Origin of the sequence: Anaerozeibacter quisquiliarum, assembly GCF_051162045.1 — a bacterium.
GTDB lineage: Bacteria > Bacillota > Clostridia > Christensenellales > Aristaeellaceae > Anaerozeibacter > Anaerozeibacter quisquiliarum.
This window is the reverse complement of record NZ_JBISDI010000001.1, coordinates 183,036-209,506: the sequence shown is the minus strand read 5'-3', so window position 1 is coordinate 209,506 and position 26,471 is coordinate 183,036. Positions and strand designations below refer to the sequence as shown.

Here is a 26,471-nt window from a genome sequence, read left to right as displayed (position 1 = left end):
GAAAACATGCCCTGCGTAATCGCTCACGGCCTGGGCCAAGGCGCACAAAGCTGGCGCGCGGTGATCGATGCGCTGCGCGCCGATTGCAAAATCGACTGCCCCGACATCCATGCGTTGCCGGGGCAGCGAGGTTTTGCCTATCCTGAGCTCTACCGCGCTTTCGCTATGTACTGCGACGGACTGCCGGAGCCGCTCAACCTGTGCGGACTGTCGCTGGGCGGCATTCTGGCGCTCAACTACTGCCTGGAGCATCCGGGCCGCGTGCGGTCGCTCGCGCTGATCGGCGCGCAGTTCAAGATGCCCCGCGCGCTGATGGCGGCGCAGAATTTGATATTCAGGCTGATGCCGGCTGCCGCGTTTGAGCAGTTTCCCATGGGCAGAGGCGGCGTCATTTCCCTGATGGGCAGCATGGCGGCGCTCGATTTCAGCCGCGAACTGGCCCGCGTCGATTGCGCAACGCTGGTGCTGTGCGGCGAAAGAGACGCGCCCAACCGCAAGGCCGCGCGGCGCCTCGCCCAAGCGATCCCGGGCGCGCGGCTGCAATACCTGCCCGGCGCCGGCCACGAGGTCAACCGCGATGCGCCGGAGGCGTTGAGCGACGCGCTGCGCGCGTTCTGGGCAGAGGTGCGCTGAAGTTATTTGGTATTACACCGATTTTACCCCCACATCGGTCACCACGTCGTCGAGCACGGCCACCACCATCGGCTGGCCGCGGCCTTCGCGCAGCTCGAGCTTGACCCATTCGGAGTTAATCACCGTGAACGTGCCGCTGTGCTGGGCGACCACCAGGTCAATCGGATCGGTCACGCGGAGCGCGGCGACCAGTTGCCGGCCGTTGGCGCCGTTTTTCTGGAACTGGATGCACTTAAGGCCCTTGCCGCCGCGCGCCTGGGGATCGAAGTCCACCAGCAGGCAGCGCTTGAAGCAGCCGCGCTCGGTGGCAATCAGCACCTCGCCGGCCGCGTCGTGCGTGAACGCCGCCATCACCTTGTCGCCGGGGGAGAGCGCAATGCCCTTGACGCCCGCGGTCGCGCGCCCGGTGATCGGCACTTCGGATATCGCGAAGCAGATCGCCATGCCCTGATACGTGACCAGCAGCATGCTTTCCTCGGCCCGCTCGACGAACGCGACCGCCAGTTGGTCGCTGCCCTTGAGGTTGAGCGCCGCGTAGCGCGCCTTGCGCACCGCGTATTCGCCAAGCGCCGTGCGCTTGATAAGCCCGCCCTCGGTCACGCAGCACAGGTTGCCCTCCGCGTTTTCCGGAAGCCGGATCAGCTGAATCAGCTTTTCGTCCTTTTCCAGCCCCGCCAGCAGCCCCGCGAGGGGCAAGCCGCGATCCTTGGGCTTGGCGTCGGGCAACTGAGCGGCGGTCAGGGGATAACACTGACCGGCGTCGGTGATGAAAAGCAGCTTCCAGTCGGTCTCGGCCTTGAAGAAGAACAGCGGCGGCTCGAGCGCCTCGCCCGACTGTACAAAGCGCTCCCAGGTGCGCGGGGCGATGCGGCGGGCGAACCCGGCGCGCGTGACCAGCACGTAGGTCTCTTCCGCGGCCGGCTGCTCCTCCTCGATCACGATCGGCTGGTCGGGCTGGTCGATCAGCGCGGTGCGGCGCGGCTCCCGGTACTTGGCCTTGACCTCGGCGAGCTCGCCCTTGATGACATCGAGCAATTTCCTTTCGCTCTTCAAGATCGCTTCCAGACGATCGATCAGCTTCGTCAATTCCTCGTATTCGCGCTTGAGCGACAGGATCTCGAGGCCGGTCAACCGCTGCAAACGCATGTCCAGGATGGCCTGCGCCTGCAATTCCGAGAGCGCGAAGCGGCCCATCAGCTTTTCGCGCGCTTCCTTGGGCGTCTTGCTCGCGCGGATCAGCGCGATCACCTCGTCGAGGTTGTCCACCGCGACGATCAGGCCCTCGAGGATGTGGGCGCGCGCGCGCGCCTGCTCCAATTCGTAGCGGGTGCGGCGGGTGACCACGTCCTTCTGGTGGCGGATGTAGTGCCCGATCATCTGTTTAAGGCCCATCTGGATGGGCTTGCCGTTTGCTACGGCCACCATGTTGACGCCGTAGGTCACCTGCAGGTCGGAGTACTTGTACAGCGCGTTCAGCGTCTTCTCGGGATCGACGTCGCGCTTTAGTTCGATCACGGCGCGCATGCCGGTGCGGTCGGATTCGTCGCGGATGTCGTAGATGCCGCCGAGCAGCGCCTTCTTCTCCTCGGACAGCCTGAGGACCTTCTCGAGCAGTTGCGCCTTGCCCACCTGGTAGGGCATCTCGGTAATCACCAGCAGCGTTCGGCCCGCGCTGCCCGGCTCGATCATGACCTTCGCGCGCACCTGCAACTTGCCGCGCCCGGTCTCGTAGGCGGTCTTCAACTCGTCGCCCTTCAGCAGCACGCCGCCGGTCGGGAAATCGGGCGCGGGCAAAAAGCGCATCAGGCCCTCGACCGAGATATCGGGCTTGTCGATTTGAGCGACCACGGCGTCGATCGCCTCGCCCAGGTTATGCGGCGGGATGTTGGTCGCCAGGCCCACCGCGATGCCGCTCGCGCCGTTGACCAGCAGGTTGGGGAAGCGGCCCGGCAGCATGTCGGGCTCCTTTTGCGTATCGTCGAAGTTGAGCCGGAACGACACCGTGTCCTTGTCGATGTCGCGCAGCAGCTCCATCGACAATGGGGTCAGCCGCGCCTCGGTGTAGCGCATCGCGGCCGGGCTGTCGCCGTCGATCGAGCCGAAGTTGCCGTGGCCGTCCACGAGCAGCCCCCGCATCACAAACGGCTGCGCCATGCGCGCCAGCGCGTCGTAGACCGAGGTATCGCCGTGCGGGTGGTACTTGCCCAGGCAGTCGCCCACGATGCGCGCACACTTGCGGTGGGGCTTGTCGGGCGTCAGCGACAGCTCGTGCATCGTGTACAGGATGCGCCGCTGCACCGGCTTGAGCCCGTCCTCGACGCGCGGCAGCGCGCGCTCCAGGATCACGTACTCGCTGTAGGGCATCATCGAATCGTGCATCACGTCTTCCATCGCGCGCTGCACGATCACCTCACCGACCGGCGGAATAGGCGGAGTGGTCTTCTTATTCGCCATGCGCCTCGCCTCCCAACGTCACGTGCTCGATGAAGCGGTCTTCCTTATTGAAATTGGCGTGCTGCGTGATGTACTCGCGCCGGGGATCGACCTTGTCGCCCATCAGCACGGTCACCATGCGCTCGGCCTCGGTGGCATCCTCGATGGTCACCTGCATAAGTTTGCGCCGCTCAGGGCTCATCGTGGTCTCCCATAGCTGCTCGGGGTTCATCTCGCCCAGGCCCTTGTAGCGCTGGATCGTATAGCCCCGCCCGAGCGCCTTGGTGGCGCGTTCGAGCTCTTTATCGTCGTAGCAGTAGATCACCTTGTCGCCCTTGGCGCACTTGTACAAGGGCGGCATGCCGATGTAGACGTGACCGCTCGCCACCAGTTCCTTCATGTAGCGGAAGAAGAAGGTCAGCAAAATCGCGCGGATGTGCGCGCCGTCCTGGTCGGCGTCGGCCAATATAATCACCCGGTCGTACTTGAGATGACTGAGGTCGAAGTCCTCGCCGATCCCGGTGCCGAGCGCCGTGATGATCGAGCGGAACTCCTCGTTGGCCAGCACCTGGTCGAGCCGCTTCTTCTCGGCATTGAGCGGCTTGCCGCGCAACGGCAGGATCGCTTGGAAGCGCCGGTCGCGCCCCTGCTTGGCGCTGCCGCCGGCCGAGTCGCCCTCCACGATGAACAGCTCGTTTTTTGAAGCGTCGCGCCCGGTGCAGCTTGAGAGCTTGCCGACCAGCGGCGCGGCCTCGAGCCTGTTTTTCTCGCGCGCCACGTCGCGCGCCTTGCGCGCCGCCTCGCGCACCTTGGCGGCCTGCACCGCCTTTTCGACGATGCGCTGCGCCTGCTCCTGGTTCTTGAGGTCCTCGAAGAACAGGTTCAGCTGCTCGAGCGCGATCGTTTCCACGGCGGGACGCACCTCGGTGTTGCCGAGCTTTCCCTTGGTCTGGCCCTCGAACTGCGGCTGCTTGACGTTTACCGCGATCACGGCGGTCATGCCCTCGCGGAAGTCGTCGCCCGACAGGTTGTTGTCCTTGTCCTTGAGCGCGCCCACGCGGCGCGCGTAGTCGTTGAAGGCACGGGTCACCGCCGCCTTGAAGCCGGTCTCGTGGGTGCCGCCCTCGGCGGTCGGGATGTTGTTGACGAACGAGAACAGGTTCTCGGTGTAGGAGTCGGTGTACTGGATCGCGGCGCGCAGGAACACGCCCTCGCGTCGGCCTTCGAATAGAATCGGCTCGCCGACCGGGTTCTTGTCGCTGGTCAGGTAACGGGCGAAATCCTCGAGCCCGCCGTCGTAGCGGTATTCGCGCGTGCGCTGCTCGACGTCCTTGACCCGCTCGTCGGTGAACTTAAACGAGATGCCCCGGTTCAGGTACGCAAGCTCCCGGATGCGCCGGCGCACGATCTCGCCGCCAAACACGACCTCCTCGAACACGCGCTCGTCGGGCAGAAAGGTGACCAGCGTGCCGCGCCTGCGGGTGTTGCCGACCTTTTGAAGCGCGCCCTGCGGCTGGCCCGAGTGGATCTTGCGGGCCTTCGGGTCTTCGACGGACGCAAAACGCATCTGGTAATGGCTGAAATCGCGGAACACGTCCACCACCAGCCAGCGCGAGAGCGCGTTGACCACCGACGCGCCCACGCCGTGCAGACCGCCTGAGTATTCATAATTCTTGTTGTCAAACTTGCCGCCGGCGTGCAACTGGGTGTAGACCACCTCGACCGCCGAGATGCCCAGCTGCGGGTGGATGTCCACCGGAATGCCGCGCCCGTTGTCATACACCTCGCACGAGCCGTCCCTCTTGAGCGTCACCTGAATCTCGGTGGCATAGCCGTTGGCCGCCTCGTCGATCGCATTGTCGACGATCTCCCAGATCAGGTGATGCAGCCCGCGCGAGCCGGTCGAGCCGACGTACATGCCCGGCCGCATGCGCACCGCATCCAGCCCCTCGAGCAAGGTGATGTCGCTTGCCGTATAGCTGTTAGCCATGTCAATCCCCCAAATAGCGAATTCAACATATTATCATACCACAGATTGGATTAAAATTGCAAATTCGGGGGATTGGAAAGGATCACGCCTCGCGGTGCGTGGCCGGTCGAGGGCAGGAAGACCTCGAAGAAATCACGCCCCGACAGCACCAGCGTTTCCCGGTTGTCGTTGGGGTGAAAGCCCAGGCGGGGCAGGGGGAATAGGCGCTCGTCGACCAGCAGGTTCACCGCGCGCGGCTCGTCAAAGATCAGGCCCATCGGGCTGATCGCGCCCGGGTAGGTGCGCAGATACTGCATCAGCCGATCCTCCGGGCCGAAGCTCAGCCGGGCGGAGCCGATTTGCTTTGAAATGTCGGCGGTGTGGAAGGCGGCATTGGGCATCGTCAGGCACAGATAGAACGCCGACTGGTTGCGCGGCGTCAGGAACAGGTTCTTGGGGATCACGCAGTCGAGCAAGCGCATAACGCCCGCGAGATCCTCCATGGTTTCGGCCCGCGCGTGCCCGGCCCGCTCGTAGCGAAGGCCCAGCGCGGTAAGCCGCGCGTAGATTTGCGCTTTTTCGTCCATCAGCTCTTCCTCAGCCGCAAGTCCTCGCCGGTCAGGCGGACGACCTCGGCCGCCTGCCGGTCGAGCAGCCGCGACACCACGCGCTCGCCGTAGCGCTCGATCAGCTGTACCGGCATGAGGTTGGTGGCGATGGCGGTGCGGCGGCGGGCGGCGACGCGCTCGTTGAGCAAGGTGAACAGGTACTCCACCGTGATGTTCTTGAACATCGGCTCGGTGCCCAGGTCGTCGATCAGCAGGCAGGGGCACTCAAGCAACTGCTCAAACGCGCCGCTGTCATCGCTTAGGTGATAGGCGCGCATGGCCTCGAACATCCGAAAGCCGGTGACCATCAGCGCCGGATGCCCCCGCTCGACCAAAAGGTGCGCGATGCTGTCCAGCAGGAAGGTCTTGCCGAGGCCGCTCGCGCCCATCAGCACCAGGTTGAGCGGCGCGCCGGCGGCGCGCCGGGCGTAATCCTCGCACATCGCGCGGGCCCCTTCGGCCTGCGCGCGCTGCGCCTCGCTCGGGAAGATCGAGGGATCAAAGCGCTCGAAGCGGTGCTCGGCGTTCCCCTGGGCGCGCTCAAACTGCATCGTCAGCAGCTGCCGCTCGAAACAGGCGCAGCGGGTTTGCAGCGCGTCGCCGACGTAGCCGGTGTCGCGGCAGTCCCGGCAGCGGTAGCGCATGTCGAGGTAGTCCGGCGGCAGGCCGATTCCTTTGAGACGGGCGGATATCTCGCCGCTGAGCGCGCCCACGCGCGCCTTCAGCGCGTGCGCTGCGGCGCGCGCGTCGCCGGGCAACAGCATCGATCGCGCGCCCTCGGAAAGCGCCGACGCGATTTCGCCCTGGAGATGGGCGATGGCGGGCGACAGCCGCCGCGCCTCGTTAAGGCGCTCGGCGCGGTCGGCCTCGTTTTCCGCGCGCCGCTGCGCGTATGCGCGCTCGAGCGCCTGGATGGCCTCGGCCTGCGTCATGCTTCGTCCTTCCTGCGCGAACGCTCGACGTCGGCAAAGTAGGCTTCAAAGAACCGATCGTCGTAGTTGCGCTGCTCGTAGTTGAGCGCCGGGTTGCGGGCGGTCGCCGCCCCCGGGGCTGCCGGTGTGCCCGGCCGTGCGCCCGGCCGCTTGAACGCGCGGGCGGCCTCCACATCGCGGATGCCCGCGGCGGCCCATTCCTTGAGGCGCTTGGTGATCGAGCGGGCGGGCAGCGACAGCCCGCGCGCGCGCTCGGCGGCGCACTCGATCAGCTCGGGCTCGGCCAACCCAAGCCATTCCTGGGTCTGGTCGATGTCGGCGTCGGTCGGCTCGCGCTCGATGCCCGCCTTTTCGAACACGGTCAGCGTCAGCTTGCGCAGCCGGGCGCGCCGGTCGAGGTACTGATCCACCGCGTCGGGCGTGGTCAGCCCCTCGCTCAGCCACTTCGACAGCACGTCGGTCAGCTTCTCGAACGTGCGCCGGCCGCGCGCGTTGCACAGGTTGGCGGCGCGCAGGATGGTCTCGGGCGCGAAGCCCTGCGACAGCAGCGTCTCGTAGGATTCGATCAGCGCGTCGGTCGGCGCGCGCGAGGACGCGCCCAGCGCCTCGAGCAGCCGTTTGACCTCCTCGCGCGCGTCGGCCGAATGCGTGCGGCTGCGCTGCCCCCGGAGTATGCCGTCGAGGTAGGCAAACGAGGGGTTGGCGGTCTTGGTGACCTCGGTGAGCGCGGCCCCAATCGCCTGCTCGGTATAATCCCATTCGCCCAGCCACTTGGCGGCCAGTTCCACCTCGGCGGCGGTGGGGTTGCGGCGCAGGTTGAAGGATGAGAGCACCTTGCGCGCGGCCAGGTAGGGCGGCAGCCCCTTTTGGGCTTCGGCGTGCGCGGCTTCTACTGTGCGGATGTCGCGGCGCGCCCAGTCGAGCGCGCAGTCCTTGAGCGCGGCGAACGCGTAGTTGATCGGGCGCTGCTTGCCGCCGTTCTTCTCGGTCAGCATGCGGTCGACCTGGCGGGCCATCTCGACCACCACGTCGACCGGAAGCTTCAGTTCCTCCACCCAGTCGACCGCGGCCTCGCGGTGGCGGCGTTCGAGGTTGCCGAAGATGGCCTCGAGCCGCTTGTTGAGCTCGCCGTAGACGTACACCGCATCGTCGGGCGCGGCGACCTGCATGGCGCTGCGCACGTTCTGATAGGCAAACGAGGGCGGCTGGTCGCTCATGCGCACCACCAGCCCCTTTTGTTCCCAGTAGCGAAAGGCCTCGAGCACCTTGTCGGGGGACAGGTTGAGCACGCGCGCGCACACGTCGAGCGAGTCGCCCGCCGCGCTGTGGCGGCACAGCATCAGCCCGTACAGGTACACCCGTACGTAGTCGCCGCGGGCATAGGGCATGTACTCCAGCAGAAACAGGTTTTCCACCGGCGTCACGTCGTACAGGGCAAAATTGCTCGAAAAAGCGCAAAAGGGCATGCGGCAGGCCTCCAAAATAATGGGATCGGTAACACACATTCTACCACAAACGCGTGCGCCGCGCAAATGTTTTGACTTTCGCCCGACGGCTTATTATAATAATCAGAGTATGATTCCGAGGAGGCGCTTTTTTATGAAGGATCCGCGCATTTCGCAACTCGCGCGCAACCTGATCCGGTATTCCTGCAAGGCGGGGCCGGGCGACAAGGTATTGATCGAGAACACCGGGCTTGAAACCGCGCTCGTGAACGCGCTGGTCGGGGAGGCGTACGCCGTGGGCGCGATGCCATTCGTGTGGCTCAAGGACGCCTCGGTCAACCGCGCGCTGACCCGCGGCCTGACCGGGGAACAGGCGAAGCTGATGGCCGAGTCCGAGGGCGCGTTCATGAAGCAGATGCAGGCCTACATCGGGCTGCGCGCGGGCGACAACGCGAGCGAGATGAGCGACGTGCCGGCGGACAGACACCAACTGTTCACGAAGGAGGTCTGGTCGAAGGTGCACGGCAACATCCGTGTGCCCGACACGCGCTGGGTGGTGCTGCGCTACCCGACGCCCTCGATGGCGCAGCAGGCCGGCATGTCAACCGAGGCGTTTGAGGACTATTACTTCGACGTTTGCTGCCTGGACTACGCCAAGATGAGCGCGGCCATGGACGCGCTGGTCCGCCGGATGGAGGCGACCGACCGGGTGCGCATCGTTGCGCCCGGCACCGATTTGCGGTTCTCGATCAAGGGCATGAAGGCCATCAAGTGCGCGGGCGATTGCAACATCCCCGACGGCGAGGTGTACACCGCGCCGGTTCGCGACAGCGTGAACGGTTGCATCACCTACAACACGCCCTCGATCTGCCATGGCTTCACATTCGAGCAGGTGTGCCTGACCTTCGAGAACGGCAAGATCACACGCGCCACGGCCAACGACAGCGAGCGCATCAACAAGATCTTCGACACCGACGAGGGCGCGCGCTACGTGGGCGAGTTCGCGATCGGTGTCAACCCCTACATCACGCGCGCGATGAAGGACACGCTGTTCGACGAGAAGATCGCGGGCTCGTTCCACTTCACGCCCGGCAAGGCCTATGAGGACTGCGACAACGGGAACCGCTCCGCGATCCACTGGGACCTGGTCGCCATTCAAACGGCCGAGATGGGCGGGGGCGAGATGTGGTTCGACGGCGAACTGATCCGCAAGGACGGGCTGTTCGTGCCGGAGGACCTCAACTGCCTGAACCCGGATCAGTTGAAATAATGAAGTTTATACAAAAGGGGCGAGTAGCATGGCCGCGGTATCGGTGGTGGCGTCGATCTTCCTGCTGATCGGCGTGGGCATGGCGCTCACGCACGCCGGGTGGCTCGACGAGGCGGGCGCGAAGTTGGTCGCGCGGCTGACGGTCGACGTGGGCATGTTTTCGCTGGTGATCTCGAACATGCTGACCGAATTCACCCGCGAACGCCTGCTTGCGAGCGCGGGCGGTATCGCGGCCTCCTACCTGTCGATGGGGCTGACGGTCGCGCTGGGGCTGATCGTCGCGCGGCTTTTGAAAATCGAGGGGAATCGGCGCGGGGTGTTCACCTGCATGTTCGCGTTCTCGAATTCGGTGTTCATCGGCGTGCCGGTGTCGGTGGGGCTGTTCGGCGACGGGGCCATGCCCTACGCTCTCTTGTACTACGTGGCCAACACCAGCCTGTTCTGGTCGGCGGGCTGTTTTCTGATGGCGCGCGACGGCGGCCGGCGCGGGAAGATCGAGATCAGGAAGCTCTTCCCGATGCCGTTCGTGGCCTTCCTGCTGAGCGTCGCCCTGATCCTCATGGGCTGGACGCTGCCCGCGTTTGCGATGCGCGCGGCCAAGTACCTGGGCGCCCTGGTCACGCCGCTCTCGCTGATCTACACCGGCTACGTGATTATGCGCATGATAAAGCGCGGGTCGCTCAAGTGGCACGGGGGCTATGCGGCGATGCTGATCGGGCGGTTCGTCCTGTCGCCGGCGCTGCTGCTGCTCGCGGTGATCGTGACGCCGGTCGACGCGTTCACCCGCAACGTGCTGCTGATCCAGGCGGCGATGCCGGTCATGACGCAGACCACGATCGCGGCGGGCGACCGCGGCGCGGATGTCGAGTACGCGGCCGGCGGGCTGCTGCTGTCCACGCTTTTGTCTCTGCTGCTGATCCCGGCCTACATGGCGCTGATCCCGTATCTGAATTAAAGGAGAGACAGATGATTACATCCACCCGTATCCTGGCGACCGACTGTGTAGACCCCCACCGGAACCTGGCGCTCGAGGACGCGCTGCTGACGAACTTGCCGGCCGGGCAGGCGCTGTTGTTTTTGTGGCAGAACAAGCACACGGTGGTGATCGGCGCGGGCCAAAACGCCTGGGGCGAGTGCCACACGCAGCTGCTGGAGGCCGAGGGCGGCACGCTCGCGCGCCGCTCGTCGGGCGGCGGCGCGGTGTACCACGACCTGGGCAACCTGAATTTTTCGTTCATCGTGCCGCGCGAGGACTACGACGTTGCGCGCCAGCTGCGCGTGGTGCTGGACGCGGTGCGCGCGCACGGCATTGAGGCCGAGGCCAGCGGGCGCAACGACCTGACGGCCGGCGGGCGCAAGTTTTCGGGCAACGCGTTCCGGCTGCTCAAGCACTCGGCGCTGCACCACGGCACGATCCTGGTGTCGGTGGACATGGGGATATTGCCGCGCTACCTGAACGTCGCGTCCGATAAGCTCAAGGCCAAGGGCGTCAAGTCGGTTAAGTCGCGGGTGGTCAACCTGGCGGAGTTGGGCGAGGTGGACGTCGGGTCGATGAAGCGGGCGATGATCGACGCCTTCTGCCGCGAGTATGGCGCGGCGGCGGCCTGCCGCGCGGAAGATGTCGTGATGCCGGGGCTCGACGCGCTGAACGCGAAGTACGCCGGCTGGGACTGGAACTACGGCGCGTCGCCCGCGGGCTCGATCCGATTGAGCGCCCGGTTCGACTGGGGCGGCGTGGAGCTGTTCGCCGATGTGTTGGGTGGCCGCGCGACCGGCATCAAGGTGTTCACCGACGCGATGGACGAGACGCTGAAGGCGCGGCTCGAAACCGCGCTCGAGGGCGCGCCCTGGCGCGGCGAAGCGCTGGCCGAGCGCGCGAGGGCGATCGGGGAAGCGGACGTGGCGGATTGGCTGGAGACGGTATAGGTCGGGGTGGTTGCTCCCCGCCGCGGCGTTCCCGATGTTCTGGAATATGGCGGCGCTGCCGACAGGCAGCGCCGCCATATTTCAGGACGGGTCCGTCCCCGTTTCGCGAAACCGGGCCTGCGTCTGTTGGACGATCCTTCCCATTCCCCGCTTTGGAGCGTGGCCGCGGGCGGGGCGGCGATACCAACCGGAACCATTCGAGCGTTCATGATTCCGATTGGCATGAAAGCGAAGCGATCATCGACTGCGCATCCTTTCGCCGCGCACGGCACATTCCATGCGCAAGCATACAAAGGGGGCCGCGGCGCCTTGCTCGGCGCCACAGCCCCATCCTTCATTTCCGCGCGTCCCAGGCGTCGGCCAGGCGGGTCAGCGCGCGCTTAAGCTGCGCGCGCGGCAACGCCAGGTTGATCCGCTCGAACCCCGCGCCCTCCTCGCCGAAGGTGTAGCCCTCGCTCAGGATCAGGCGCGCGTCGTCCCGCATGAAGCGCTCGAGCGCCGGGGCGTCCATGCCCGTCCACCGGAAGTCGATCCAGGCCAGATAGGTGCCCTCCATCGGCAGCAGCCGCGCCTGCGGCAGGTGCTTGTCGAGGAAATCCCCGAGCAGTTCGTAGTTGCCCTTGATGTATTCGATCGCCGCTGTAAGCCATTCCTCGCCGCCGGTGTAGGCCGCGATCGCGCCCGCGCGCCCGAAGTAGGGGATGTTGTCGAAGCCGTCGACGTGGGCCTGGTATTTGAAGCGCTCGCGCAGCCGCTCATCGTAGATCAGCGCGCTCGCGCACTGCAGCCCCGGGATGTTGAAGGTCTTGCTGGGCGCGACGAAGGTAACCGAAGCAACGCGCGCCTGGGCGTTGAGCTTTGAAAACGACAGGTGCCTGGCCGTCATGGTGAGGTCGGCGTGGATCTCGTCGGCCAGCACCAATACGTCGTTCGCCCGGCAAATCGCCAGCACGCGATTGAGCTCCTGGTCGGTCCACACCCGCCCCACCGGATTGTGCGGCGAGCACAGCAGCATCAGGCGGGTCGTGGGCTTGCGCGCCGCGCGCTCGAGCGCCTCGAAGTCCATCCGGTAGCCGTCCGCGGTCAGCAAAAGCGGGCAACGCTCGAGCTGCCGGCCATTACGCGTCACGCACGAATAAAACGGACGGTACACCGGCGGCTGGACGATCACCCCGTCGCCGGGCAGGCTGAACGCGCGGATGGCGACCGAGATCGCGGGCACCACGCCGCTGACCGGCACGATGTCGCGCGCGGTCAGAGAAACCCCGTGGCGCTTGTGCATCCAGCCGGCCACCGCGTCGAAGTACGCGTCGGTTGGATCGGTGTAGCCGTAGATGCCGTGCTCGGCCGCGCGAACAAGCGCCTCGCGCACCGCGGGCGGGGCCGGCAGTTCCATATCGGCCACCGACATCGCCAGGATTCCGTCGTCTTTTTCCGCTTCCGAGCGGCGCTCCCACTTGCACGCGCCCGTGCCCGTGCGGTCGATCAGCGTGTCAAAATCGTACATCGTCTGTGCTCCTTGTGCATTTATACCAATCCCGATCATGAACGCGGACATGGTTGGGCTTTGGGTTAGAAGATACGGCCTACGAACAGCGCCTGCACGCCCGGAATCTGCATCAGCGCGCCCACCACCCGCATCGCGGTAGCCTGCGCCTCGTCCGCCAGCAGCTCGCCCTGTTCCTCGGTCAGTTGGGTCACGTCGATCGGCGTATAGCCGCCGAGATCGACCGAAACCGGCTCGCCGGAGGTGGCGCAGTCGATGCCGACGCGGGCGAACAGGGCGCTGGAGCGATCGAGAAAGTCGAACGACAGCGTGCCGTTCAGCCCATTTTCGACCACGTCCGCGTCGTAGCGCAGCATCAGGTGCTCGCCCTCGCCCGGGTCCACGCCGAACGAATAGGCCACGGCCTGCGGGCCGATGAGCGCGTGCGCGTTCAGCGCCACTACGGCGTCGCCCTCATCGCCATCGTGGACATTCAGCGACAGCGTGTATTCGGTGCCGGCGGAGGTCTCGGCAGGCCAGCCGATCAGCTCAACTTGGCCCTCCACCTCGTCGTCGTCCTCATAGACCGTCAGCTCGCCGAAGATGTCGAGCAACTCCGGCATCGCCGCGGAAGGCGTCGCCATCAGGTTGCCGACCAGACGGGTGCCCTCGGTCGCATCCGCCTGAATCGCCGCGTACAGCGCGTCGCCGGGCAGGTAGGCCGTCACCGTCACCGGGATGTCCAGCGCCTTGACCGCTTCTTCGCCGTTCTTTGTGACCACGTCCTCGATGTGGTAGTTGTACTCGACGCGCAGGTGCTCCCCGCCGTCGTCGCCGTAGAGCGCGCCGGTCACGCAGATGCGCGGCATGTCGTCGACCGGCAGGCCCATGTCCATCGCCTCGATCAGCGCGCGCAGCTGCGCGTCGGTCAGCGTGAAGCTCTGCTTGTGGGCCGCCAGCCGGCCGCCGCCGTAGAACTCGGCCTCTACCAGCCCCTCGTCCACGATCTCTACGCCTTCCGCCGCCTTGAGCAACGCGTCGAGCGGGTCGCCCGCGCCCGGGAAGCCGGGGAACTGCTCGGCCAGCGACTCCATCGGCACATACGCCGCGTGCTCCATGCCCGACAGCGCGGCGGTCAGCCCGGCGCCGCCCAATTGCATAAGCGCCTGCGCGGCCGGCGCGCCGCCTGCCGACAGCGTGATGAGCGCTGAAAGGATTTCATCTTCTATGCTGCCCTCGAACGAGAGCGACAGCCCGGTCAGGTCCACCACATTGGTCGGCTTGGCTTCGCCGGGCGTACCCACCTGGAGGTAGGGGTCCCTGACCGTGAGCGTCACGCGCTGCGCGGCAGGCTCGGCAAGCGCCGCCATGGGCATGATCGACAGGCATACCGCGATCAACAGGATCAGCCGTTTCTTCATCATCTACACTCCTTTGTTGATTTGCTTCATAGCCATAACAGGATGTTCCGATTGTACCAAATCCATGCGGAAGTTACAAGCACGAATTGAAGCCCGTACATGGGGGCGCCGGGCAAGGCTTAAACCGCCGCGTGACAAACGCGGCGATGAGTGGTATGATAGAGGGCGATTCAACTGGCATACGCAGGGAGTGAAAAGACCATGCTCAAAGGCAAGACGCTGCTGATTACCGGCGGCACCGGCTCGTTTGGCGGCGCGGTGCTGCGCAGATTTTACGAAGGCGACATCGCGCAGATTCGCATTTTCTCGCGCGACGAGAAGAAGCAGGACGACATGCGCCGCGTCTACGGCGGCGACAAGGTGCGCTACTACATCGGCGACGTGCGCGACCCGGTGGGCCTCGCCGCCGCGATGCACGGCGTCGACTACGTGTTCCACGCCGCGGCGCTCAAGCAGGTGCCCTCCTGCGAGTTCTTCCCGCTCGAGGCGGTCAAGACCAATGTCATCGGCACCGACAATGTGCTTGGGGCCGCGGTCGAGGCCGGCGTCAGGAAGGTGATCTGCCTGTCCACCGACAAGGCGGCCTACCCGGTCAACGCGATGGGCACCTCGAAGGCCATGATGGAGAAGGTGGCCGTGGCGCGCGCGCGCGCGGCGGGGGATACCACGATTTGCTGTACCCGCTACGGCAATGTCATGTGCTCGCGCGGCTCGGTGATCCCGCTGTTTATCGAGCAGATTCGCGCGGGCAAGCCGATCACGCTGACCGACCCGACGATGACGCGCTTTTTGATGAGCCTCGACGAAGCGGTGGAGCTGGTGCTGTTCGCGTTTCAAAACGCGCGGCCGGGCGACATTTTGGTGCAGAAAGCGCCCGCCTGCACGATCGACACGCTGGCGAGGGCGGTATGCGAACTGTTCGCCCCCGAACACGAGCGCCGGGTGATCGGCATCCGCCACGGCGAGAAGCTGCACGAAACACTGCTCACCAAGGAAGAATGCGCGCGCGCGCAGGACTTGGGCGACTTCTACCGCGTACCCGCCGACAACCGCGACCTGAACTACGACAAGTACTTCATCGAGGGCGACAAGAAGCTTTCCGAGATCGGCGAGTTCAACTCGAGCAACACCACAATTTTGAGCGTCGAGGAGGTAAAGCAGAAACTGCTTGGGCTTTCCTACATCCGCGACACGCTCGCGGGGAAGGCGGGTGACGCGCTGTGAAGGTGCTCGTGACCGGGGCCGGCGGCTTTATCGGGCGGAATTTGCTGATGACGCTGCGGCATCAGCACCGTGAGATCGAGCCGCTGCCCTACGACACGGACGCCGCGCCGGGAGCGCTTGCGCGGCTGGCCGGCGACTGCGACTTCGTGGTGCACCTGGCCGGGGTCAATCGGCCGAGGGACGCCTCCGAGTATGAGACGGGCAATCTGGGGTTCACCGAGGAGCTGTGCGCGGCGCTCGAGAAGGCGGGCAACCGCGCGCCGATCCTGATGACCTCGTCGACCCAGGCGGAACTCGACAACCCCTACGGGCGCAGCAAGCGCGCGGCCGAGGCGCGGCTGCGCGAGCACGGGGCGCGTACCGGCGCGCAGGCGCTGATCTACCGGCTGCCCAATGTGTTCGGCAAGCTGTGCCGCCCCAACTACAACAGCGCCGTGGCCACGTTCTGCCACAACATCGCGCGCGATCTGGCCGTAACGGTCACCGATCCGGCGACTGAGCTCAGCCTCGTCTACATCGACGACGTGGTGGCCGAGATCGTGCATGCGATTGGGGGCCATCCCTCGCCCGAGCGGGCGGTTGCGCCCGTGCATCGCGCGACGCTCGGGCGGATCGTCGCGCTGCTGCGCGGCTTCCGCGCGTCGCGCACGACGCTTGAGCTGCCCGACATGGGCGACCCGTTCACGCGCAAGCTGCACGCCACCTACTTGAGCTACCTGCCCGCGGGGGCGCGCGCCTATTCGCTGACCGCGCACCGCGACGCGCGCGGCTCGTTCACCGAGTTCGCGCGCACCGGGGAGCGCGGGCAGGTGTCGATCAACGTATCAAAGCCCGGCATCGTCAAGGGCAACCACTTCCACCACACCAAGCACGAAAAATTTCTGGTCGTGTGGGGCGAGGGCGTGATCCGGCTGCGGCAGGTGGATGAGGATACGGTGGATGAGTACCATGTGCGCGGCGACGCGCCCGAGGTGGTGGACATCCCGCCGGGCTTCACCCACAACATCGAGAATAGGGGCGCGGGCGACATGGTGACGGTGATGTGGGCGAGCGAGTGCTTCGACCCGCAAAACCCCGACACCTGCGCGCTGGAGGTATAGCATGTCAAAGCTCAAGTTGATGACGGTGCTGGGCACCCGGCCCGAGATCATCCGCCTGTCGTCGGTGCTCCAAAAGGCCGACCGCTACTTCGACCACACCCTGGTGCACACGGGTCAGAACTGGGACCACGCGCTGAACCAGGTGTTCTTCGACGAACTGAACCTGCGCGCGCCGGACCGGTATCTGGATTGCGCCGGGGGCGACCTGGGGGAGACGATGGGCAACATCATCGCGCGCTCCTACGCTCTGATGCGTAAGCTGCGGCCCGATGCGCTGCTGGTGCTGGGCGACACCAACTCGGCGCTGTCGGCGATCTCGGCCAAGCGGCTCAAGATCCCGATCTTCCACATGGAGGCCGGCAACCGCTGCTGGGACTGGAACGTATCGGAGATGGTCAACCGCAAGATCGTGGATCACATCGCCGACATCAACCTGCCCTACACCGAGCACGCGCGGCGCTACCTGCTGTCCGAGGGCATCGACGGCAAGACGGTGTTCGTGACCGGCTCGCCGATGGCCGAGGTGATTCAGGCGCACCGCGCGCGGATTGAGCAAAGCGACGTGCTTGCGCGGCTGGGGCTGAAGGAGGACGGGTATCTGCTGGTGTCGGCGCACCGGGAGGAGAACATCGACATCGAGGACAACTTCCTGTCGCTGATGAACGCGATCAACTTCATGGCCGAGAAGTATCAGTTGCCGGTGGTGTACTCGACCCACCCGCGCAGCCGCAAGTTCATCGAGGCGCGGGGGTTCCGGTTTCACCCGTTGGTCAGGAGCCTGACGCCGTTCGGGTTTTTGGATTATAACCGCTTGCAGATGTCGGCGCGCTGCGTGCTGTCGGACAGCGGCACGCTGTCGGAGGAGAGCGCGCTGCTTCATTTCGTGGGCGTGCTGATCCGAACGTCGACCGAGCGGCCCGAGGTGCTGGACAAGGGCACGGTAGTGATCGGCGGGATCGAGCGCGACGAGGTTGAGCGCGCGGTGGAGCTGGCGATCGCGATGAAGGATGAGCCGGTCGCGATGCCGGGGGATTACGCGGATTTGAACGTGTCGGTCAAGGTAATAAAGCTCATCGAGAGTTATGCGAAGATCGTGGATCGGACGGTGTGGCTGAAAAGATAAAGTAAGGGGTCCTTTGAATCCCCTCGGCGATTCAAAGGACCCCTTGCTTTTTTCGTGTGACTACTTCGCCGCCTACCGCTCGGGAGGTTTGGAGGGCCGCAGCCCTCCATGTTCAATCGTACCGGCGGCATGTACGGCGGGGCGGGCGGCATTTTGCGCACAAAATGCACACCCGATCCCGGCACCGCCCGGAAAGTTCCGCAGAATTTTCAGGTGCCGTCCCCCGTTCCTTCTCACACGAATACGCCCGCAGGCGGATTCGTGTGACTACTTCGCAGCGTTTGCCCCCGCGATGCGGCCGAACACCAGGATGTCCGCCAGCGCGTTGCCGCCCAGGCGGTTTGCACCATGGATACCGCCGGTCACTTCGCCCGCGGCGTACAGGCCGTCGATGACTTCGCCCGCCTCGTTAATCACTTCGGCGTTGACGTTGATCTTCACGCCGCCCATCGTGTGGTGCACGGTGGGTACGCGCGGCGCGGCGTAGAACGGGCCGTTGTCGATCGGCGTCGAGTACAGCGTGCGGCCGAACGCGTCTTCCTTGCCCGAGGCCACGTGCTCGTTGAAGTCGGCGACCGCCTTTTCCAGCGCCTCGGCGGGCACGTCGATGGCCGCAGCCAGGTCGCTCAGCGTCTCGCCCTTGAACGCGCGGCCCTCGGAGATCAACTGATTGACCGATTCGTTGAAGTTGTTCTTTTCGTCGCCGGTCGGGTAGCAGTCGCTGTCCATCACGATCCACATCCAGCTATCCGGCTGCGCGAACAGCGCGGCGGTCATGTCGTCACGGCGTCCGCCCTCGTTGACGAAGCGCTCGCCGTTCTTGTTGACGAAGATGCGGCGTTCCACGTCGTGCTCGATGTTGCCCGACAGCGAACCGCTCTGGGGATCGCCGAGCGGCAGCAGCTGGATGTATTCCATGCCGGTCAGCTGCGCGCCCACCTCGGTCGCCATCCCAATGCCGTCGCCGGTCGCGCCCGCGTGGTTGGTCGAGGGCACGGCCTCGGTCAGGTTGCCCCACTTGGTGTCGTACTGCATGCGCATCTCGACATTGCGTCCGAAGCCGCCGGTTGCCAGCACGACCGCCTTGTTGGCGTTCAGCGTAATCGCGTTACCGGTCTCGCCGGTCGCCACGACGCCCACCACCTTGCCGCCGTCCACAATCAGGCGGTCGGCCTTGGTGTTCAGGCGAATTTCGATGTTCTCATGGCTGTCCACATATTTCTGATAGGTGTCGAAGAAGCCCGTGCCCACCGGCATGACCGGCTTGTGCGCGCGCGGCCACATCCCGCCCGTTACGGTGAAGATCTTGTCCGGGATGAACTCCATGCCGAGCTCCTTGAGCCAGGTCACGCCCGCCCAGGCATTGCGCACCAGCGTGTGCACCAGCAGCGGATCGCCCTTGTTATCGCCGCCGTTCATCGTCTGCGTGTAGTGCCACTCGACCGAGTCGTTGTTGCGGATGGCGGTCTCGCTGCGGTCGTCCACCGCGTTCAACGCCCCGCCCGACAGGATGGTGTTGCCGCCGATTTGCGCCTGCTTCTCGATGACGATCACGCTCGCGCCATCCTGGTTGGCCTGCACGGCCGCCGCCATGCCCGCGCCGCCCGCGCCGATCACGATCACGTCCGCGGTCAGCGTCTCGTCCGCGGCCTTTTCAGCCGGGGCGGAGCCTACGGCCTTGAGCGCTTCCACGTCGGCCCCGGCCTGCGCCATGCAGTCGGCGACCGCCTCGAGGATTGCATGCGACGTGTTGGTCGCGCCCGACACCGTGTCGATGCCGAGGCCCTGCGCCGCCACGATCGCGGTGGGCAGCTCGGCAATGGGTTTGTCGCTGATGCCCGGCGTTTCCTGATGCCCGGTCACTTGGACCGATTCGATCTTGTCCGCCGACACAACCACGTTAACGGTCACGTCGCCGTTGTTGCCCTTCGCCGCCGCCGTATACGTACCGGCGGAATAGCCCGCCGCAAACGCGGCCGGCGCGCCCAGCACCGTCAACAGCAGCGCGAGCACCAACAGGGTAGAGCATAGTTTCCTCATGGATTTTTCCTCCTCGCTTTAGATTGTGAAGTTCATCACAGAGTGATTGTACCATGGCAGGGGCGAAAACGCAACCGGGAAGTCGGGTTGCGAAACAGTGGAAACATTGGTGCGCCCCCCCTCAAGCCCCCGCCAAAGGGCGGCACCCCTGGGCTCCCGTCACGCTCACGCGGGGTTGCCCATCGCCATGCCGACGATTACGGCCGCCACGATCAGCCCAACGATCGCCCAGATAATCCGATCCATCGCGGCGACCGACACCTTGCCGCGCAGCTTCTCGTACAGCCGCTCCTTGCGCTCATGCAGCGTCACGCGCGGCGCATAAGCGCGCTCATTGTCCTCGCGCGCCTCATCCAACGGCCGCCTGTTTTCCATCACTTCTTCACCAGGTACTTGCGCACGTCGATCGTCACGGCCAGGATGATAATCAGCCCGCGGATGATGTACTGCATGTACGGGTTGACCTGCAAGAAGAACAGGCTGTAGTTGATCGCCTGCAGGATGATCGAGCCGATCACCACGCCCTGGATCGTTCCAACGCCGCCCGAGAACGAAACGCCGCCGATTACGCAGGCCGAAATCGCGTCCAGCTCGTACCCATTGCCCGTGTTCGCGCCCACCGAGGTGATGCGCGCCGTCTCCAGGAATGCCGCGATGCCGTACAGCACGCCCGCGATCAGGTAGATCAGCATGATCGTCTTTCCTACGTTCACGCCCGAAACCGCCGCCGCTTCCGTGTTGCCGCCGACCGCGAACATGTTCTTGCCCAGCCGCGTCTTGTTCCAGATCACCCACATGACGACCGCGCAGACCAAAAAGTACAGCACCACCTTGGGCAGTTTGAAGCCGCCGATCATGATATTGCCCGCCGCCGCGTTCAAGAAGTCCTTCTCAAACGTCGAGAGCGCCTGCGCCGTGCCCGAGGGCTGCGCCTCGATGTACAGGCAGTTCGCGCCGAACGCGATCAGCTGCGTGCCCAGCGTGATGATGAACGCGTGCAGGTGCAGCTTCGCCACGCCGAAGCCGTTGATTAGGCTGATCGCCACCGCGATCAGGATCGCCGCCAGAAACGGCACGATCAGCGGCAGCGGCTCGGTCATGTTCTGGTAGTAGCGCGAGGCGTAGCCGACCTTTTGCACCAGCGACGCGGTCACCGCTGCCGACAGCCCCAGCACCCGCCCGATCGACAGGTCGGTGCCGGCCAGCACGATCAGCCCCGCGCAGCCCAGCGCCAATATGCCCTTGGTGGACGCCTGCTTGACGATGTTGATGATGTTATCGACCTTCAGAAAATCCGGCCGGATCACGCTCACTGTGACCAGGATCAAGCCCAGGATGACATACAGCGCATAGTCGAGCAGCCACTCGCCCACGCGCTTGCCGCTGATGATCCGCGTGTTTTCCATATACATTCAACCCCTGCCTAAACGTATTGTGCGGCCAGCCGCATGATCGTCTCCTGCTCGCCCGGGATGCCGCCGAAGTCCTGGCCGCGCGTGAGGATGCCGGCGAGCCGGCCGCCCGACATGACCAGGATCCGGTCGCAGATGCCCACGAGCTCCGGCATCTCGCTCGACACCATCATAACCGCCTTGCCCTCCTCGGCCAGCTTCAGGATCAGCTGGTAGATTTCGTACTTGGCGCCTACGTCGATGCCGCGCGTCGGCTCGTCGAGCAGCAAAATGTCGGGCTTGGTGAGCAGCCACCGCCCGATGATGACCTTCTGCTGGTTACCGCCGGACAGGCTCTTGATCTGCGTGCGCTTGCTCGGCGTCTTGACCTGGATCGAATCGATTACCCAGTCGGCGTCCTTGTTCATCTTGAGCCCGCTCAGCAGCAGCTTGCCGTAGCTTTTGATGTTGGCGATGACCGAGTTGAAGGTGACTGACATCTGCGGGAAGAGGCCGGTCGCGCGCCGCTCCTCGGTCAGGTAGGCGAAGCCCTGCCTGGTGGCCGTGGACGCGTCGCGGTTGTCGATCTTTTGCCCGCGCAGCGTGAGCGTGCCGCATTCCCTGGTGTTGACGCCGAACAGCGTACTTAACAGCTCGGTCCGCCGCGAACCCACGAGCCCGGCCACGCCCAGCACCTCGCCGGCGCGCAGCTCGAAGCTGACGTCCTTGCAGGCCGGCTCGTACTTGCCGGTGATGTTCCTGGCCTCAAGCAGCACCTCGCCCGGCGCGTTGTGCTTGGGCGGGAAGCGGTTTTCCATGTCGCGGTTGACCATCAGCCGAATGATCTCGTCGGTGTTGAGCTCCTTCGAGTCGCGCGTGGCGATCCACTGCCCGTCGCGCATGATCGTGACCTCGTCGGAGATGCGCAGGATTTCGTCCATCTTGTGCGAGATATAGATGATGCCGACGCCCGACGCCGTCAGCTTCTTCATGATGCGGAACAGGTGCTCGACCTCGTTCTCGGTCAGCGAGCTGGTCGGCTCGTCCAGCACCAGGATCTTCGCGTCGTAGGACACGGCCTTGGCGATTTCCACCATCTGGCGGCGCGACACCGACAGGTCGCCGATAATCCGGCGCGGATCGACGTCGATGTCGAGCGAATCGAAGATTTTTTTCGTCTCCGCGTACATCCTGCGCGAGTCGACGAAGCCCAACCGCGCGGGGAAGCGGCCCAGCCAGACATTTTCCATGACGTTGCGCCGAAGCACCTGGTTGAGTTCCTGGTGCACCATGGCTACGCCGTTATCGAGCGCGTTGCGGGGGTTTGTGAAATTGACTTCGCGGCCATCCATGCGGATCGTGCCGGCGTCCTTCTTGTAGATGCCGAACAGACACTTCATGAGCGTGGACTTGCCCGCTCCGTTTTCGCCCATCAGCGCGTGCACCGTGCCCGGCCTTAGGCGCAGCATCGCCCGGTCGAGCGCCTTGACGCCCGGGAACTGCTTGTCGATGCCCTCCATCTCGAGCAGATACGGCGCAGGGGACTGATTCATGTTCATCACCGGCCTTCGGTCAAATATCGGACAGGCGGCCGGGGGAAGCGCTTCCCCAGGCCGCCCACCGTAAGGGCATGGCGAAAACCGAATTATTCAGTGATCTTCGCGTAGGGGATACGGACCGAGTAATTGTCGCCGGACAGCTGATAATCGGTGCCGTCGAGCCAGGCCTTGCCCAGCGCGCCGTTGATCGCGATGCGGATGTTGGCCTTGCCCATCGCGTCGCCGTCCTGCTGCACGGTTGCGGTCATGCCGCCGTCCTTGATCGACTCGAGCGCCGAGTCCACCGCGTCCACGCCGATCACCACGACCTGCGGATCGCCGTCGATGCCGGTGTTGTAGCCGACTTGCTGGAGCGCCGCCACGGCGCCCATCGCCATCATGTCGTTGTTGGCGAACACCACTTCGATCTTATCGCCGAAGCTCGCCCAGGTAGAGGTCATCGCGTCGAGCGCCTGGGTCTGGTCCCAGTTGCAGACCAGCGTCTGGCCCAGCTGTTCCATCTTGAGGCCGTTCGCGATCGCGGTCTCGACCGAGTACTGCGAGCGCGCGATGGCTTCGGGGTTGTTGGGCTCGCCCATGAACATGATGTACTGCAGCACGCCGTCGCCGTTCTTGTCGATCGAGGGATCGGCCTTGTACATGTCGGCCAGGATCTCGCCCTGCATGTCGCCCGCCTCGCGCGGCGTGGTGCCGATGAAGATCGAGCCGCTGTCCACGACGACCGACTGCACGGTCTCGGCCGAGGGCTCCTTGTTGTAGAACAGGAACGGGATGCCCGCGCCCTTGAACATGTCGACCAGCTGCTGGCCCGAGGCCACCTCGGCCAGGTTGATGATGACGAAGTCCGGCTTCTCGCCGACCAGTGCCGTCGCCTGCTCGACCTGCTTGGCCATGTCGTCGGCCGCGTCGTACATCGTGAGCTTGACCGTCAGGCCCAGCTCGTCGCCGATTTCCTTGGCGTACTTCTCCATCGCGGCGCGCACGGTGCTGCCGTAGGTGTCGTCATACTTCCAGATCAGTCCGCGGATGTCCAGTTCTTTCTTCTCCTCGGCCGACGCGACGGAGAATACCGACAGCGCCATGATGAGCACAAACAGAATCGCCAGGAATTTCTTCATAACCGGAATGCCTCCTTGTCATTTTTGCGGGCGGTGCGCAAAACCGCACCATCCGCAGATGTTTCCATTATAGAATATATGAAAAGCGATTGTCAATCATAATCAACAGTTTGGAGCGGGGAATTTTTATCATAAAATATCAACACTTCACAAACCGGGCGATGGGCGGGGCGACAGAGGCGGGATCGCACATAAAAAAATCCCCCTCCGAAGAGGGGAACTCATCATGCCCTGCAGCTTACACCTGCGGTTCGGCGTCGTTCTCGAGCGGCGCGTTCTCGACCGAGCGGATCGCCCAGCGGGCCAGCACCATCGGCGTCTTGGGCGCGCCCACCAGGATCGTCACGGTGTCGTCCTTGAGTGCTGTCACGGTGCCGTAGATGCCGCCGATCGTGCAGATCCGGTCGCCCACCTTGATTGCGGCCAGCATGTCCTTCACGGCCTTGTCCTTCTTGCGCTGGGGCCGGATCAGCAGGAAGTAAAACACGCCCACCATGACTACCATCATCGCAAGCTGGGGGATCATTCCGAGAAAACCGCCGGTCTCGCCGGCCTGTTTCGCGGCGTCGGCGGCGGGCGCGGCGGCGGGCGCGGCCTCGAGTAGCCAGGTGGATAGGTTCGTCAACATGCGTTTCTCTCCTTCAAACGATTGATTCTTCTTATTATACCGTCTGACGCGTTCTCACACAACCGGGAAATGCCGCGAGAATCGCGCTTTGATGTAAAATTTTTGTGTGCCCTACCAAGTGCCTCGCCCATTATGCGCGTAAAACTGCTCGGCAAAATCCAGGTAGCGGTCCTCCTCGATCGCGCGCCGCCCGTCCTGCATCAGCTTCGTCAGGAAGCGCAGGTTGTGGATCGAGCACAGCCTCAGCGCCAGGATCTCGCCGGCCTTGAGCAGGTGGCGGATGTAGGCGCGCGAGAAGTTGCGGCAGGCGTAGCAATCGCAGTCCTCCTCGATCGGCGCGAAATCGCGCGCGTATTGGGCGCCCCGCACCACCAGCCGGCCATGGCGGGTGAACACGGTGCCGTTGCGCGCGACGCGCGTGGCCAGCACGCAATCGAACATGTCCACGCCGTGACACACGCCCTCGACCAGGCAGTCGGGGCTGCCCACGCCCATCAGGTAGCGCGGCTTGCCGGCGGGCAGTTCCGGGCACACGACGTCCAGCATCCGGTACATGATGTCCTTGGGTTCGCCGACGCTTAAGCCCCCGATGCCGAAGCCGGGCAGATCGCTCTTCGCCATCTCCCGCGCGCACTCGCGCCGCAGATCCTCGTAGAACGCGCCCTGCACGATGCCGAACAGCGCCTGATCGGGCCGTTTCTTGGCCGCTATCGAGCGCTCCAGCCAGCGCAGCGTTCGGCGCATGGCGCGGTCGGCCTGTTCGCGCTCGCAGGGCCAGGCCGAGCACTCGTCGAACTGCATGACGATGTCCGCGCCCAGCTGCTCCTGGATCGCGAGCGCGCTCTCGGGCGAAAAGAAGTGCTTCGAGCCGTCCAGGTGCGAGCGGAAGGTGACGCCGTCCTCGCGCACCTTGCGCAGCGCCGAGAGCGAAAACACCTGGAACCCGCCCGAATCGGTGAGGATCGGCCTGTTCCAGCGCATGAACTTATGCAAGCCTCCCGCCTCGGCGACCAGGTCCTCGCCGGGGCGCAGGTGCAGGTGGTAGGTGTTCGACAGGATGATCGAAGCGCCCAGACCCTCCAATTCGTCGGGGGAGAGCGTCTTGACCGAGGCCTGCGTGCCCACCGGCATGAACACCGGCGTCTCGATCACGCCGTGCGGCGTGTGCAGCCGCCCGCGCCGCGCGCCCGACTGCCTGCATACGTGTAGAAGTTCAAACTCAAACAAGGGGCTTCCTCCTGCGATTGCTATTCCAGAGCGCCTCATTATAGCATCGTCGGCGCGCGCGCGCAACTGCTTGCGCGTGGCCCGCAAATGCTGTATACTCTGTGTTAAGTGCATGGAAGGGGTGATGCGCGCTTGATTCTTGAAAAGCGGATGCGCTGGAATACCCGCCAGCTTGAGGGACTTCATCAGATAGACGAACAGGCGATTCGGATGATCGAGTCGTTTCTTGCGATCACCCCGCTTTATCGTGGCGCGATGCGGGAGGTGAGTACCAAGCTCGAGGTGCTCGACGAGGAATTTCAAATCCTGCACGACCACAATCCCATTCACCACATCGAGCGGCGCATGAAGACGCCCGAGAGCATTGTGGAGAAGATGGGGCGCAAGGGCGTGCCGTTTACGATCGAGGCGCTGCGCGAGCAGATCCTGGACGTGGCCGGGCTGCGCGTGGTGTGCAACCACATCGGCGACATCTACCGCCTGGGCGAGATGCTCACCGCGCAGGACGACATCGAACTTGTCCGGTACAGCGACTACATTGAGAAGCCCAAGCCGTCCGGCTACCGGAGCCTCCACATCGTGGTCAAGGTGCCGGTGTTCTTGATCGACCGCTGCGAGAAGGCGCCGGTCGAGGTGCAGTTGCGCTCGCTGGCGATGGATATGTGGGCCAGCCTCGAGCACGAGCTGCGCTACAAGTCGGGCCGCTGGGTCGAGGACGCGGAGGCGCGGGAGCTCAGGCGTTGTGCCGACGACCTTTTCGACATCGACCGGCGCATGCACGCGCTGTTTGAGCACGAGGATGCGACGTTCGCGGTGCCGTGACGATGAATGGTCCCAAAAATGCTCGCGGTGATGCCGCGGGCATTTTTTGTTGCCTTTGGGCGCTGGCTTAGCGTGCGGGCATCCGATATAATTGTATTATTCGACACAGTTTGACA

Annotated in this window: 22 protein-coding genes; 8 read left to right on the top strand and 14 right to left on the bottom strand. The window is 64.7% G+C overall.

What is annotated here, in order from left to right:
* The first annotated feature begins 6 nt into the window (after positions 1-6).
* Positions 7-633, top strand: a complete 627-nt coding sequence (locus ACH6CV_RS00895; protein ID WP_456356267.1) for an alpha/beta fold hydrolase — start codon at positions 7-9, stop codon at positions 631-633.
* Positions 634-645: 12 nt separating this feature from the next.
* Here the strand turns inward: ACH6CV_RS00895 and ACH6CV_RS00890 are convergent, their stop codons facing one another.
* The 5 genes from ACH6CV_RS00890 to ACH6CV_RS00870 are packed head-to-tail and all read right to left on the bottom strand — an operon-like array spanning position 646 to position 8,041.
* On the bottom strand, positions 646-3,087 hold the full coding sequence (locus tag ACH6CV_RS00890) for a DNA gyrase/topoisomerase IV subunit A (protein WP_456356266.1): 2,442 nt from the start codon (positions 3,085-3,087) through the stop codon (positions 646-648).
* Positions 3,077-5,056 (bottom strand): DNA gyrase/topoisomerase IV subunit B, encoded by a 1,980-nt coding sequence (locus tag ACH6CV_RS00885; RefSeq protein ID WP_456356265.1) that lies wholly within the window; start codon positions 5,054-5,056, stop codon positions 3,077-3,079. Before ACH6CV_RS00885 ends, ACH6CV_RS00890 begins: the two co-directional genes overlap by 11 nt.
* Positions 5,057-5,106: 50 nt before the next feature.
* A complete protein-coding gene (locus ACH6CV_RS00880; RefSeq protein WP_456356264.1) occupies positions 5,107-5,622 on the bottom strand; it encodes a YbaK/EbsC family protein in 516 nt (171 codons plus the stop codon).
* Positions 5,622-6,575 (bottom strand): ATP-binding protein, encoded by a 954-nt coding sequence (locus tag ACH6CV_RS00875; protein WP_456356263.1) that lies wholly within the window; start codon positions 6,573-6,575, stop codon positions 5,622-5,624. The genes ACH6CV_RS00880 and ACH6CV_RS00875 overlap by 1 nt, the downstream gene beginning before the upstream one ends.
* Positions 6,572-8,041, bottom strand: coding sequence for a DnaD domain-containing protein (locus ACH6CV_RS00870; protein ID WP_456356262.1), 1,470 nt, complete (start codon positions 8,039-8,041; stop codon positions 6,572-6,574). The genes ACH6CV_RS00875 and ACH6CV_RS00870 overlap by 4 nt, the downstream gene beginning before the upstream one ends.
* Before the next feature lie 133 nt (positions 8,042-8,174).
* Between ACH6CV_RS00870 and ACH6CV_RS00865 the strand changes: the two genes are divergently transcribed.
* From ACH6CV_RS00865 to ACH6CV_RS00855, 3 genes are read left to right on the top strand one after another with little or no spacing between them, the layout of a single operon-like run.
* The gene (locus ACH6CV_RS00865) at positions 8,175-9,290 is read left to right on the top strand and encodes an aminopeptidase (protein ID WP_456356261.1); all 1,116 of its coding nucleotides are present in this window, start codon (positions 8,175-8,177) and stop codon (positions 9,288-9,290) included.
* 28 nt (positions 9,291-9,318) lie between these two features.
* Entirely contained in the window at positions 9,319-10,245 is a 927-nt protein-coding gene (locus ACH6CV_RS00860) for an AEC family transporter (RefSeq protein ID WP_456356260.1), read from the top strand.
* A gap of 11 nt (positions 10,246-10,256) precedes the next feature.
* Positions 10,257-11,216 (top strand): lipoate--protein ligase, encoded by a 960-nt coding sequence (locus ACH6CV_RS00855; protein ID WP_456356259.1) that lies wholly within the window; start codon positions 10,257-10,259, stop codon positions 11,214-11,216.
* 334 nt (positions 11,217-11,550) lie between these two features.
* Here ACH6CV_RS00855 and ACH6CV_RS00850 read toward each other — a convergent pair whose 3' ends face one another.
* Together ACH6CV_RS00850 and ACH6CV_RS00845 are read right to left on the bottom strand one after the other, a co-directional pair.
* A complete protein-coding gene (locus ACH6CV_RS00850) occupies positions 11,551-12,723 on the bottom strand; it encodes a MalY/PatB family protein (protein WP_456356258.1) in 1,173 nt (390 codons plus the stop codon).
* A 65-nt stretch (positions 12,724-12,788) separates the two neighbouring features.
* Positions 12,789-14,123, bottom strand: a complete 1,335-nt coding sequence (locus tag ACH6CV_RS00845) for a hypothetical protein (RefSeq protein WP_456356257.1) — start codon at positions 14,121-14,123, stop codon at positions 12,789-12,791.
* A 201-nt stretch (positions 14,124-14,324) separates the two neighbouring features.
* Between ACH6CV_RS00845 and ACH6CV_RS00840 the strand changes: the two genes are divergently transcribed.
* From ACH6CV_RS00840 to ACH6CV_RS00830, 3 genes are read left to right on the top strand one after another with little or no spacing between them, the layout of a single operon-like run.
* Complete coding sequence (locus ACH6CV_RS00840) at positions 14,325-15,347, top strand: polysaccharide biosynthesis protein (RefSeq protein ID WP_456356256.1); 1,023 nt, start codon at positions 14,325-14,327, stop codon at positions 15,345-15,347.
* The gene (locus ACH6CV_RS00835; protein WP_456356255.1) at positions 15,344-16,447 is read left to right on the top strand and encodes a polysaccharide biosynthesis C-terminal domain-containing protein; all 1,104 of its coding nucleotides are present in this window, start codon (positions 15,344-15,346) and stop codon (positions 16,445-16,447) included. The genes ACH6CV_RS00840 and ACH6CV_RS00835 overlap by 4 nt, the downstream gene beginning before the upstream one ends.
* Before the next feature lies 1 nt (position 16,448).
* Positions 16,449-17,570, top strand: coding sequence for a UDP-N-acetyl glucosamine 2-epimerase (locus ACH6CV_RS00830; protein ID WP_456356254.1), 1,122 nt, complete (start codon positions 16,449-16,451; stop codon positions 17,568-17,570).
* A 267-nt stretch (positions 17,571-17,837) separates the two neighbouring features.
* Here ACH6CV_RS00830 and ACH6CV_RS00825 read toward each other — a convergent pair whose 3' ends face one another.
* The 7 genes from ACH6CV_RS00825 to tgt all read right to left on the bottom strand — a co-directional run bounded on the left by ACH6CV_RS00825 (position 17,838) and on the right by tgt (position 25,533).
* Complete coding sequence (locus ACH6CV_RS00825) at positions 17,838-19,610, bottom strand: flavocytochrome c (protein WP_456356253.1); 1,773 nt, start codon at positions 19,608-19,610, stop codon at positions 17,838-17,840.
* A gap of 165 nt (positions 19,611-19,775) precedes the next feature.
* On the bottom strand, positions 19,776-19,985 hold the full coding sequence (locus ACH6CV_RS00820) for a hypothetical protein (protein ID WP_456356252.1): 210 nt from the start codon (positions 19,983-19,985) through the stop codon (positions 19,776-19,778).
* A complete protein-coding gene (locus ACH6CV_RS00815; protein WP_456356251.1) occupies positions 19,985-21,016 on the bottom strand; it encodes an ABC transporter permease subunit in 1,032 nt (343 codons plus the stop codon). Before ACH6CV_RS00815 ends, ACH6CV_RS00820 begins: the two co-directional genes overlap by 1 nt.
* Positions 21,017-21,033: 17 nt before the next feature.
* On the bottom strand, positions 21,034-22,560 hold the full coding sequence (locus tag ACH6CV_RS00810; RefSeq protein ID WP_456356250.1) for a sugar ABC transporter ATP-binding protein: 1,527 nt from the start codon (positions 22,558-22,560) through the stop codon (positions 21,034-21,036).
* Between the two features lie 86 nt (positions 22,561-22,646).
* Positions 22,647-23,678: a galactose ABC transporter substrate-binding protein gene (locus ACH6CV_RS00805; protein ID WP_456356249.1), complete on the bottom strand. Its 1,032-nt coding sequence runs from the start codon at positions 23,676-23,678 to the stop codon at positions 22,647-22,649.
* 238 nt (positions 23,679-23,916) lie between these two features.
* Positions 23,917-24,306 (bottom strand): preprotein translocase subunit YajC, encoded by a 390-nt coding sequence (gene yajC, locus ACH6CV_RS00800; RefSeq protein ID WP_456356248.1) that lies wholly within the window; start codon positions 24,304-24,306, stop codon positions 23,917-23,919.
* Positions 24,307-24,417: 111 nt separating this feature from the next.
* Positions 24,418-25,533 (bottom strand): tRNA guanosine(34) transglycosylase Tgt, encoded by a 1,116-nt coding sequence (tgt, locus tag ACH6CV_RS00795; RefSeq protein ID WP_456356247.1) that lies wholly within the window; start codon positions 25,531-25,533, stop codon positions 24,418-24,420.
* 132 nt (positions 25,534-25,665) lie between these two features.
* Here tgt and ACH6CV_RS00790 point away from each other — a divergent pair, with 132 nt between their 5' ends.
* The gene (locus ACH6CV_RS00790; protein ID WP_456356246.1) at positions 25,666-26,355 is read left to right on the top strand and encodes a GTP pyrophosphokinase; all 690 of its coding nucleotides are present in this window, start codon (positions 25,666-25,668) and stop codon (positions 26,353-26,355) included.
* Positions 26,356-26,471: the final 116 nt, after the last annotated feature.

Bases quoted from the DNA above. Each gene is read 5' to 3' on its own strand.
- ACH6CV_RS00830 (WP_456356254.1), top strand. From the start codon at position 16,449: ATGTCAAAGCTCAAGTTGATGACGGTGCTGGGCACCCGGCCCGAGATC.
- ACH6CV_RS00810 (WP_456356250.1), bottom strand. From the start codon at position 22,560: ATGAACATGAATCAGTCCCCTGCGCCGTATCTGCTCGAGATGGAGGGC.
- ACH6CV_RS00825 (WP_456356253.1), bottom strand. From the start codon at position 19,610: ATGAGGAAACTATGCTCTACCCTGTTGGTGCTCGCGCTGCTGTTGACG.
- ACH6CV_RS00820 (WP_456356252.1), bottom strand. From the start codon at position 19,985: ATGGAAAACAGGCGGCCGTTGGATGAGGCGCGCGAGGACAATGAGCGC.
- ACH6CV_RS00840 (WP_456356256.1), top strand. From the start codon at position 14,325: ATGCTCAAAGGCAAGACGCTGCTGATTACCGGCGGCACCGGCTCGTTT.
- ACH6CV_RS00855 (WP_456356259.1), top strand. From the start codon at position 10,257: ATGATTACATCCACCCGTATCCTGGCGACCGACTGTGTAGACCCCCAC.
- ACH6CV_RS00875 (WP_456356263.1), bottom strand. From the start codon at position 6,575: ATGACGCAGGCCGAGGCCATCCAGGCGCTCGAGCGCGCATACGCGCAG.
- ACH6CV_RS00890 (WP_456356266.1), bottom strand. From the start codon at position 3,087: ATGGCGAATAAGAAGACCACTCCGCCTATTCCGCCGGTCGGTGAGGTG.
- ACH6CV_RS00880 (WP_456356264.1), bottom strand. From the start codon at position 5,622: ATGGACGAAAAAGCGCAAATCTACGCGCGGCTTACCGCGCTGGGCCTT.
- ACH6CV_RS00805 (WP_456356249.1), bottom strand. From the start codon at position 23,678: ATGAAGAAATTCCTGGCGATTCTGTTTGTGCTCATCATGGCGCTGTCG.
- ACH6CV_RS00845 (WP_456356257.1), bottom strand. From the start codon at position 14,123: ATGAAGAAACGGCTGATCCTGTTGATCGCGGTATGCCTGTCGATCATG.
- ACH6CV_RS00850 (WP_456356258.1), bottom strand. From the start codon at position 12,723: ATGTACGATTTTGACACGCTGATCGACCGCACGGGCACGGGCGCGTGC.
- ACH6CV_RS00895 (WP_456356267.1), top strand. From the start codon at position 7: ATGCCCTGCGTAATCGCTCACGGCCTGGGCCAAGGCGCACAAAGCTGG.
- ACH6CV_RS00865 (WP_456356261.1), top strand. From the start codon at position 8,175: ATGAAGGATCCGCGCATTTCGCAACTCGCGCGCAACCTGATCCGGTAT.
- yajC (WP_456356248.1), bottom strand. From the start codon at position 24,306: ATGTTGACGAACCTATCCACCTGGCTACTCGAGGCCGCGCCCGCCGCC.
- ACH6CV_RS00815 (WP_456356251.1), bottom strand. From the start codon at position 21,016: ATGGAAAACACGCGGATCATCAGCGGCAAGCGCGTGGGCGAGTGGCTG.
- ACH6CV_RS00870 (WP_456356262.1), bottom strand. From the start codon at position 8,041: ATGCCCTTTTGCGCTTTTTCGAGCAATTTTGCCCTGTACGACGTGACG.
- ACH6CV_RS00860 (WP_456356260.1), top strand. From the start codon at position 9,319: ATGGCCGCGGTATCGGTGGTGGCGTCGATCTTCCTGCTGATCGGCGTG.
- ACH6CV_RS00885 (WP_456356265.1), bottom strand. From the start codon at position 5,056: ATGGCTAACAGCTATACGGCAAGCGACATCACCTTGCTCGAGGGGCTG.